The sequence below is a fragment of the Pseudovibrio sp. POLY-S9 genome, assembly GCF_001431305.1.
Lineage (GTDB): Bacteria > Pseudomonadota > Alphaproteobacteria > Rhizobiales > Stappiaceae > Pseudovibrio.
Map to the genome: position 1 here is coordinate 33,520 of NZ_LCWX01000163.1, position 2,773 is coordinate 36,292.

Consider the following 2,773-nt stretch of genomic DNA (forward strand, 5'->3'; position numbering starts at 1 on the left):
TTTGAGGACGAGTAGGTCCAGCTCTCAAGCAACAACACTTGAGAAAATTTAAAGCGCCCTACGCTTTACCACTCTGCTTTTTTCAGGCTACGTGAATAGACGGATACGCGCCTCAATGCGCTGTTTGTCCATCCACTTGCAAAGACACTTTCCTGTCTATGCAACAGCCTGAAAAGCACAAGCATGTTCTCTGCCCTGTCAGCCATCATCTCTGTCTTGCTCCTCACAGCCACAGGATGGTTCCTCCGTCACCGCAATCTCATCCCAAGAGAGCGCTGGAGCGGTATGGAAGATCTGGCCTATTGGGTATTGTTCCCTGCGATCATCCTGATCAACGTAGGCACCTCAGATTTCTCTGCAATGCCAGTCATGGAAATCACCATATCCGTACTGGGAACCTTCTCGCTTCTGGCCATTCTCTGCCTCGTCCTACAACCCTTTCTAAAACAGAAATTCGCAATCGAAGGTCCGCGCTTCACTTCCATTTTTCAAGGTGTTGTGCGCTGGAATGGTTTTGTCGCCATGGCAATCGCAGCCAATAGTTTTGGAGAGGAAGGTGTGGCGCTGGTGGCGGTCATTATGGCAATCATGATCCCGGCAGCAAACCTGCTCTGCGTGATTGTGCTATCGATCTATGCAGGAGGGTCCGTCCCCTCGCCAAAGACGCTTGCAAAAGAGCTGATCAAGAACCCTTTCATCATCAGCGTTGCAGCAGGAGGCCTCATCAACGCCTCCGGTGGTTATATTCCGGAAGTTATTGCAAACTATCTGACATTTTTGGGAAGTGCCGCCCTACCAATTGCAGTTCTGTGCGTCGGTGCAGCTTTGGATTTGGGGGCACTGCGTCGCCCGGGCCCAGCGCTTACATCAGCTCTGCTTTTGCGCAACGTACTTGCACCAGGCATTGCCTTGAGTTTTGCGCTCGCACTTGGGCTTGACGAAATCTCGGCAACCATCGTCACACTGGTGTTTTCTGTTCCGGCAGCAGGGGCAAGTTTTGTTCTGGCGAGGAAAATGGGCGGCGACGCCAAGTTGATGGCCGAAATTCTGACCCTTCAGACAGTCGCCGCCGCAATCACTATTCCGACGTGGTTATTGGTCGTGGCCTACTTGATCGGGTAAAGCCACTCAAGGATCCCCTTGGCGTCATAGCGAGCATCCAGCATGCCATAGCTTGAACGCCACTGACCTGCCATACGGGTCTCAATAAACGCATTGGCAATCGCTGGAGGAGCAACTTCTTTCAGCGCTGCTGCTGCAGCTGTGATCGCCAGTTGTTCAGTCAGCAACCGGGCACCACCCTCATCTTCCAGACACGTCCGCGCTGCAGCCTGCAACACTTCAACAGACACCTTGCCGGCAGGGCCAAGATCAGCTTCCAGCATGCCAAGCACATTCATGAAGCTGTCTGGAGTGCGGTGCATAGCCCGCAGCAAATCCAGCGCCATGATGTTGCCTGAGCCTTCCCAGATGCTGTTGACTGGGGCTTCACGGTAGATACGAGCCATGTCGTGATCTTCCACGTACCCGTTGCCACCCAGACACTCCATCGCCTCAGCTGCAACGTTCTCTGCACTCTTACAGATCCAGTATTTTGCAGCAGGCGTGATGATCCGCAGGAAGTCAGCAGCCTGACTGTCTTCACCTTCCAAATCCATGCAATGCGAAAGTTTCAGCGCCAGTGCCTCACTTGCAGCCATATCCAGAGACATATCCGCAAGAACCCGCTGCATCAGTGGCTTCTCAATAAGACGAGCCCCAAATGCACTGCGGTTGGAGGTGTGATGAACCGCTCTGGAAATCGCAGCCCGCATCAGGGCAGAAGACCCAATACAACAGTCCACACGGGTAGGTGTCACCATTTTCAAAATGGTCTTGATGCCCTTACCCACTTCCCCGACAAGGAAGCCAACAGCGTTGTTAAACTCAACCTCGGAAGAGGCATTGGACTTGTTACCCAGCTTATTTTTCAGTCGCTGGAAGTCCAGTCCATTCACTTCGCCAGATTCCAAAATACGCGGCACAAGGAAACAGGTTGGCCCCTCTTCCAGCTTCGCCAGCACAAGGAACGCATCACACATCGGCGCAGAGAAGAACCACTTATGTCCATTGATCACATAAGTGTCGTCAGAAACTTTTTCAGCGCGAGTGATGATCTGACGCAAGTCGGACCCACCCTGCTTCTCCGTCATGCCCATGCCAAGGCTCGCACCCATCTTCTGGCTGGCAGGGCGGAAACGCTGATCATACTTGCGGCTCAGGATGCGCTCATTCCACACCTTGGCAAGTTCTGGGGCCTGAGTAAGAGCCATGGCAGACGCGTTGGTCATGGTCACGGGGCAAAGGTGCCCACCTTCCACCTGACTCATCACGAAATACTTGCGCGCACGATTATAAAACGCACGCTCACCACCCGGCTCCATGGACTCAACAGACGCACTGTGCAGGCCAGCTTCAAACGAGCGGCGCATCAGCGCATGATAGGACGGGTGAAATTCGACAACATCCAGACGGCGACCATACGGATCGTGTGTTTTCAGCACCGGTTCATTAACATTTGCCAGTCTCCCCAGATCCAGTGCATCTGCGGCTCCACACTGCTCACCAAACTTGATAAGCTCCTCCCGTGCAGAATCGTTGGAGCCCGTGCCACCCAGATCAGCAAGGAGAATTGGATCACTCTCGGCAAGGTTATACCCACAATATGGCGGGGCCTGATTAATTACCCCTGTCGTCATAGTGGCTTGTGAAACTTTATCCATTTTTCCTCCCG

2 protein-coding genes are annotated in these 2,773 nt (G+C 53.3%); one reads left to right on the forward strand and one right to left on the reverse strand.

Annotated features, from left to right (window positions below; all coding sequences use genetic code 11):
* Window positions 1-183: 183 nt before the first annotated feature.
* Window positions 184-1,122, forward strand: coding sequence for an AEC family transporter (locus tag PPL9_RS14495; protein WP_057463362.1), 939 nt, complete (start codon window positions 184-186; stop codon window positions 1,120-1,122).
* Here PPL9_RS14495 and PPL9_RS14500 read toward each other — a convergent pair.
* Window positions 1,107-2,762: an acyl-CoA dehydrogenase family protein gene (locus PPL9_RS14500; protein ID WP_082596874.1), complete on the reverse strand. Its 1,656-nt coding sequence runs from the start codon at window positions 2,760-2,762 to the stop codon at window positions 1,107-1,109. The genes PPL9_RS14495 and PPL9_RS14500 overlap by 16 nt on opposite strands.
* Window positions 2,763-2,773: the final 11 nt, after the last annotated feature.